A 6724-nucleotide genomic window follows, 5' to 3' on the forward strand; every position below is an offset into this window, starting at 1 on the left:
TTAGATACTAACTTAAAAACTGGACTAAAGAATGGGGTAAGGTCACAAGGATAATGTTGAAATGACTTACTTGTTTAAACTTTTTGTATTTTTAAACTTTAACTATTTTTTAACAAGCTTCATTTAAGAACAGATATTAATTTTATTTCAGTGACGCATTATTGGGTTTGAACGGATCATTAATTAACTTTAATAACAATAAAAATAAAAAACTAATATAATATTTGTGTTGTATACAATTTATTAGAGATAATTAAAATTATTTTTAAAAGGATTAAATTATTAGATGAATATTTTACATATTACAAGAAGGTTTTATCCAGGAATCGGTGGAGTTGAAACTTATATTAAAGATATTTCCGAAGAGTTAATAAAACAAGATATAAATTGTAGTGTTTTAACTATAAATTATGATATTTTTAATAAAAAGAAGAAATTTAAAGCTTATGAAAATTTAAATGGAATAGATATTTTCAGGATTCGGTCTTTTGGTAGTTATAAAAAACCAATCCCTCTTAAAATACCCTTTAGAATTCTTAAATGGGCTGATGTAATTCATATACATGATGTGAGGTTTTTATTTGAGTCTGTTTGTTTTTTAAAAATTTTTTTTAAATATAGGATTGTTATTTCCACTCACGGCTTCATTCTGCATACAAACGATTTAAAACTAATAAAATTATTAATGATCCCACTTTATTATAAACCTATGCTTAAATTATTTTCTGATAAAATATTATGTGACAGTCCTCAGGATTATAAGTATTTTTTTAATATTGGACTAAAAAAAAATAGTATTTTAATAGAAAATGGATTAAATTTAAAAAAATTTTTAAATGTCAATAAAAAAATAATACCGGGAAAGTTGCTTTATTTCGGAAGAGTAGACAAAAATAAAGGACTTGATTTACTTTTTCGTACTTTAGCTAAAGTACAATTTAAAGATTGGTTTTTAGATATTATTGGAGATGGTTTTAACGATTATGTTTCGGAATTAAAGATTATGATAGAGACTTTGAATATTTCTCATCAAATCAGGTGGCATGGTTTTGTTAGTAATGAAGAGCTTTTAAAGAATCTTAAAGAAGCACATATATGTTTTTTCCCATCAAGATACGAAGGTTTTGGATTTACTCTTGTGGAAGCTATGGCATCAAAAAATGTATGTATTGCAAATGATATAGAAGCATTAAGGAATATCATAAGTAAAAGTAAGACTGCATACATAGTTAATTTTAATGATTCTGAAAAATGCTCACAACTAGTAGATTCTGTTCTTTCTGAAGGATTTTATTTATTTGAAGAAATTGGCAGAAAAGCAAGGGAAAATTCGAAGAGATTCAGCTGGTCAGCAAAAATTTTTGAAATTATAAATTTATATAAGAATATTTTATCCTGATTTAACAAATTTTTAAGTATAACATTTTTTATGGAAAATAAAGAAAATGAGATCCTGGAATTATTCGGCTTAAACTTTAATAATCTTTCATTTAATGAAGCTTTGGATAAAATCACTTTTCTTATTGATTGTAATAAAAAGATAGTTATTTTTACAGTAAATGTAGCTCACATAACTAAAATAAATGAAGACCCTAATATAAGAAATATTTATTACAAAGCAGATTTAATTTTAAACGACAGTCAGGTTCTTTATTTTGCTTCAAGAATGCTTGGCAAACCCTTAAAAGGGAAAATTTCTGGTTCAGACCTCCTGCCTGCCCTGTGTAAGGTTGCATCATTAAAAGGTTACCATATTTTTTTTCTAGGTGGGCGTAATAACGCTTCACATTATGCTGCAGAGAAATTAAAACAGACCTATAAATCAGTTCAAATTGTAGGTACCATATCACCTGCTTTTGGATTCGAGAAAGAGGCTTATGAAGTTGATAAAATTATTAAGGAAATTAATAAAGTCAAACCTCAAATTTTATTTATAGGATTGGGATTTCCTAAACAGGAAGTATTTATAAATGAATATAGAGACAGGTTAAATGTTAATTTAATTATTGGTATTGGTGCATCTTTTGAATTTGCATCAAGTATTATAAAGAGGGCGCCAAAATGGATGCAGGATTTTGCTCTTGAATGGTTATATAGACTTATCAAAGAACCAAAGAGATTATGGAAAAGATATCTTTTCTCAAATACATTATTTATTCTGCTTTTTGCAAAGATGTATTTTAAAAAAGTTTTTAGACAAAACAAAAACAAATTATGACATAAAATTTGGTATTATGGGAATGTTGTCATACTCCCTATAACCTTATAAATGCAAAATCTTTGACACCATGCAGAAAACTAAGATACTAATTGAAAGATGTAGGACCTATTACAATATCATAAGGCCTAATAGTGCTATCGAATATAGCAAGGGCAGCTCCGGAATGTAAAGTATTAGATATTTGTTTAAATATGGCTTAGATATCTTAAAAACTGGACTAAAAAAGGGGTAATGACACTTCAATAAATTAAAAATAGCAGAAGAATAATTGAAATTGTTTAAAATTTTATTATAATTTTTAGAAAAAAGTATAATCTTATCCTGGTAAATTAGAAAAATATGGAATTTTCTTCTTTCTCAAATAGAACAAATATAAAACCTAAAAAGATATGGCTGGATGCCTCTACAGTCTGTCAGCTTAAATGTCGCTCTTGCCCAACAGCAACCGGAGAAATAGGTAAAAAGCTTGGTAAGGGTTTTCTGCAATTCAAAGATTTTAAGGAGATAGTAGACAAGAACCCGCAGATACATAGTATTGAATTGTCTAATTGGGGAGAGATTTTTTTAAACAAGGAATTGCCCGAAATAATAAAATATGCATATATGCACAATGTTGCCTTAAATGCTGTAAATGGCGTAAATCTCAATAATGCCGATGAAAATGTCCTGGAGGCACTGGTTAAATATAAGTTTAGACAAATAACATGCGCCATAGACGGGGCAAGTCAGAAAACTTATTCTGTTTATCGTGTTAATGGTAATTTTGACCAGGTCATTGAGAATATAAAAACGATTAACAGATTCAAAAATAAATATAATTCCTTTTTTCCGGTATTGAAATGGCAGTTTATCATTTTCGGGCATAATGAAAACGAGATTGGTGAAGCCAGAAAAATGGCCAGGAATCTGAATATGATATTTAATTTGAAACTTAATTGGAATGATCTCTATGTAGAGTCTTTTTCACCTATAAAAAATGCTGAATTGGTTAGAAAAGAGAGTGGTTTGGGTGTAGCCACCAGAGAAGAATTCAGGCAAAAATATGGGAGAGATTATTGTAATCAGTGTTTGAGGATGTGGACCGAGCCACAGATTAATTATGATGGAAGACTTCTAGGGTGTGATGTGAACTATTGGGGTGGTGATTATGGTAATATTTTAGAAGATGGACTGTATGAATGTATTAATTCCGAAAAAATGAATTATGCAAGAGAAATGTTAATGGGAAAGGCAGAAGAAAGAGACGACATTCCATGCATCCACTGTAAAAACTTTGGCTGGAAAAAAGAATATAAAACCTGGGTTACCAATAAAGATATTAAATATGTCATTATGGAAAGTAGAAAATTGGTTATGATCGAGAATAAATTGTTTGAATATAAATTAATAAATAAAATAGCTGAAAAGATGCTTACTGCAAGACAATGGTTAAAACAAAAAAAGATTTGGTGAAATAAAAGGAAAAGATAAAAAAATTAGGCTAAATGTTCTTTGACTTCAAACCCATTAATTAACAGAAAATATAAAGTGTTATTAAAAATATTTAAGATAAATTTCGAGCTTGGTTATTTATTTTTTTATCATTATTCAGATTTGATGAAATTGAGGGAATACTATAGTCTCCTTCCGTTTGGATATCTGCGTATTCAAAAACTGGTAACACGAGTTTTAGGCCTTAAGTATCAGCGCAGCCGAAAATTTATTGAAATTGATATACCTATGCTTGTAACCTTAAATGCTACAATTGTGACCGCTCCTGCAGCCAGGCGCCTTCTCAGGAGCGAATGACAGTGGAGCAAATCAGGCTATTCCTTGATGAGAGTATTGCAGGCAAAATCCGCTGGGAACGAATTAGAATACTAGGGGGAGAACCTACGCTGCATCCAAACCTTTTAGAAATCATTGATATGATACGTAACTGGCGTCTAGATTATGCTCCAGAGGCTTTAATCGAGCTTAATACAAACGGTTATGGACATCGAGTTAGAGAAGTCCTGAGATTTATTCCAGATGATATTATAATTAAAAATAGTAATAAAAATTGTCGAGAGCAATTATTTGATTCATTCAACATTGCCCCATCCGATAAAATTGCCTATCAATTCGCCGATTTCCGAAATGGGTGTTATCTCGCTAAGATGAGTGGTATTGGTCTTACTCCATATGGATATTACCCTTGTGCTCCTGCAGGGGCAATAGACCGAGTATTTGGGTTTGACACCGGTCGTGATAGACTACCCACCGAAGATGATGACCTTTATGACCAGCTTAAGAAGTTCTGTCGCCTTTGTGGCCACTTTGAGCGGCGTTTTCATTCGAAAGTTCACCGTCCTACCATGTCCAAAACTTGGGAAAATGCCTACGAGCTTTATAGCATCAAGCGACCAATACTCCACCGATATGGAGAAAGAGACATAATAGTACACTAGTATAAATTTTAAAAATTATAAATTATTTTCTATTTTCTGTTTTTGATTAAAACCTTAAAATTTTTTTAAGTTTACTTTTCCAGAATTTCAATTTTATTAATTTATGGAAATAATAACTTAAGAGGTAAGGAATTCTAATAATCAAACTTACTTTATTTGTGTGGAATTCAAATGCAACCTCTCTGGCTGCATTATTCCCTCGATTATATATACTATGAGGTTTACCAGTTGCATAAAAAATTACATCATATGGTGTGGCTTTTTTACCAAGTGTTTCTACTTCGCCTTCCAGTATTATAGAGACTACATCATAAATATCACGATGAGTCTTAACGCCACCACCAGAATTCATTACTGACATATGGCAATGAAGTTTCTGTAAAAGTAAAGTGTTGAACCTTCAAATACAGGTTTAATGAAGAACTTATTGTTTTTTTGATTATCCTTATTGTCCGGTATACTAAAATAAGCAAAATTTAGTCCTGAATTTTTGTTTTTTGAGTTAGTTTTCCATTTTAACGTTAAGCAATTAGCAGGTATATCGCTTGTCGTTTTAAGTGTGTGAGAAAAATGTGCCGGATAGTAGACAAATTGGCCTTCTTTTAAATCCATATTTCCATTTTTTACCAAATCATTACTATCCGGATGTATAAGATTTGCACTTCCGGATAAAAGGAATAATATTTCTTCTTCGTCATGATTATGCTGATCATGCTGGCTATGGTCTTTTGCCAGCGCTAATACATGGCAGGAAATTTCCAGTAATCCTGCTGTCATACCTTCAAATATTGGAAAAGATTTCCATTTCTCATTCTTTGAAAGAGTTAATGGTATCTTTAGATTGCAAACACTGCTGGTTAACTTATTTTCTAACATTATATATCTCCTGCTTCTGTTATAAAAAGAGATTTTATCTTAATAGCTGTAAATACAACTTTTAGATAGTGCAAATAATTTATAATTTTACTTTTTACTGGATAATAAATTTTTATATAAGCCGATATATTTAATAGCAATTTCTTCAGCTGAATACTGCTTTGCCTTGTAAATACAATTTTCCGACATGCTAAAAATCAGCTCCGGGTTGTCAATAAAAAGTGTTATTTTACTTTCCAGGTCTCCATTTTTATCAGGATCAAAAATAAATCCGGTTTTACCATCTTCAATTAATTCGGGAATACCGCCTCCGTTAGAACCGATTACGGGGACCCCATATGAATATGCTTCTATGATTACTCTACCAAAAGGTTCATTCCATAAAGAAGGCATAATCAGTACATCTATTTTTGACATAAATTCCGAAATATTTAAAAACCCTAAAAACTTAATATTTTTAGCAGAAAATTTTAATCTAAGATTTTCTTCAGAATTCTTATTTTTAGCTTTACCCAATATTATAAGATTTGCATTACTCTGCATGCTGCTAAAAGTCTCCAGGAGTTTTTCTATTCCCTTTGTCTGACTTATTAAACCGATAAATGCAAATGTTAATGGTTCATGGATCATTTCTTTCTGGCTAATACCTGTGTTGATTCTAACAGGAGAGCCAATTATAAATTTTTTAGAAAAAGGAAAAAACCCTTCGTTGGTATGCCTTATTAAGATATAGTTTGTTAGTCCGACAACGACATCAACATTTTTTGAGAAAAATTTCTTGGGAAATGAAAAAAGCCTGCATGTATAACATAATGAGGTGCAATTTCTATTTTTTGAAAACATGGTTGATTTCCAGCACAATAAATAATAATCACGTAAAGTATGAACTGATGGTATATTATTTTTTTTGATTACTGTCCAAAAAGAGTAAGATAAGCCTATAAGGTTATTGGTATAAACAATATCAGGATTTTCAGATTTAAGTATTTTATTCAATTTTCTGTCAATGACAGGATTTTTTATACTTAACAGATGCCGTAAAGGAATTAATAATTTTATATATCTATTAGATTTAAAAAGCCAGAAAAAATTTGAATGATAAATATAATAAACTTTTACACCATTAACGAAGTCTATATAATTTTTATTTGATAAAGTAATGACCACGATTTCAATGCCCTTTTTTTGCTGTTCCTCG

The 6724-nt window shown here is 30.2% G+C and carries 7 protein-coding genes and 1 pseudogene; 5 read left to right on the forward strand and 3 right to left on the reverse strand.

Annotation, left to right across the window (positions count from 1 at the left end):
- The first annotated feature begins 286 nt into the window (after window positions 1–286).
- The 5 genes and pseudogenes from CEE44_05460 to CEE44_05480 all read left to right on the forward strand — a co-directional run bounded on the left by CEE44_05460 (window position 287) and on the right by CEE44_05480 (window position 4650).
- Window positions 287–1399, forward strand: a complete 1113-nt coding sequence (locus CEE44_05460; protein TKJ16536.1) for a hypothetical protein — start codon at window positions 287–289, stop codon at window positions 1397–1399.
- Window positions 1400–1429: 30 nt separating this feature from the next.
- Window positions 1430–2218, forward strand: coding sequence for an acetyl-mannosamine transferase (locus CEE44_05465; protein ID TKJ16537.1), 789 nt, complete (start codon window positions 1430–1432; stop codon window positions 2216–2218).
- 342 nt (window positions 2219–2560) lie between these two features.
- A pseudogene (locus CEE44_05470) lies at window positions 2561–3544 on the forward strand (radical SAM protein).
- 273 nt (window positions 3545–3817) lie between these two features.
- Complete coding sequence (locus tag CEE44_05475; GenBank protein ID TKJ16538.1) at window positions 3818–4009, forward strand: hypothetical protein; 192 nt, start codon at window positions 3818–3820, stop codon at window positions 4007–4009.
- A complete protein-coding gene (locus tag CEE44_05480; protein ID TKJ16539.1) occupies window positions 4006–4650 on the forward strand; it encodes a hypothetical protein in 645 nt (214 codons plus the stop codon). Before CEE44_05475 ends, CEE44_05480 begins: the two co-directional genes overlap by 4 nt.
- A gap of 46 nt (window positions 4651–4696) precedes the next feature.
- Here CEE44_05480 and CEE44_05485 read toward each other — a convergent pair whose 3' ends face one another.
- From CEE44_05485 to CEE44_05495, 3 genes are all read right to left on the reverse strand, one after another.
- Complete coding sequence (locus CEE44_05485) at window positions 4697–5002, reverse strand: hypothetical protein (protein TKJ16540.1); 306 nt, start codon at window positions 5000–5002, stop codon at window positions 4697–4699.
- A complete protein-coding gene (locus CEE44_05490) occupies window positions 5002–5526 on the reverse strand; it encodes a hypothetical protein (protein ID TKJ16541.1) in 525 nt (174 codons plus the stop codon). The genes CEE44_05485 and CEE44_05490 overlap by 1 nt, the downstream gene beginning before the upstream one ends.
- Window positions 5527–5613: 87 nt before the next feature.
- On the reverse strand, window positions 5614–6724 hold a 1111-nt coding region (locus tag CEE44_05495), incomplete at its 5' end, for a glycosyltransferase (protein ID TKJ16542.1).

The organism is Candidatus Woesearchaeota archaeon B3_Woes (assembly GCA_005222965.1).
Lineage (GTDB): Archaea > Nanobdellota > Nanobdellia > Woesearchaeales > B3-WOES > B3-WOES.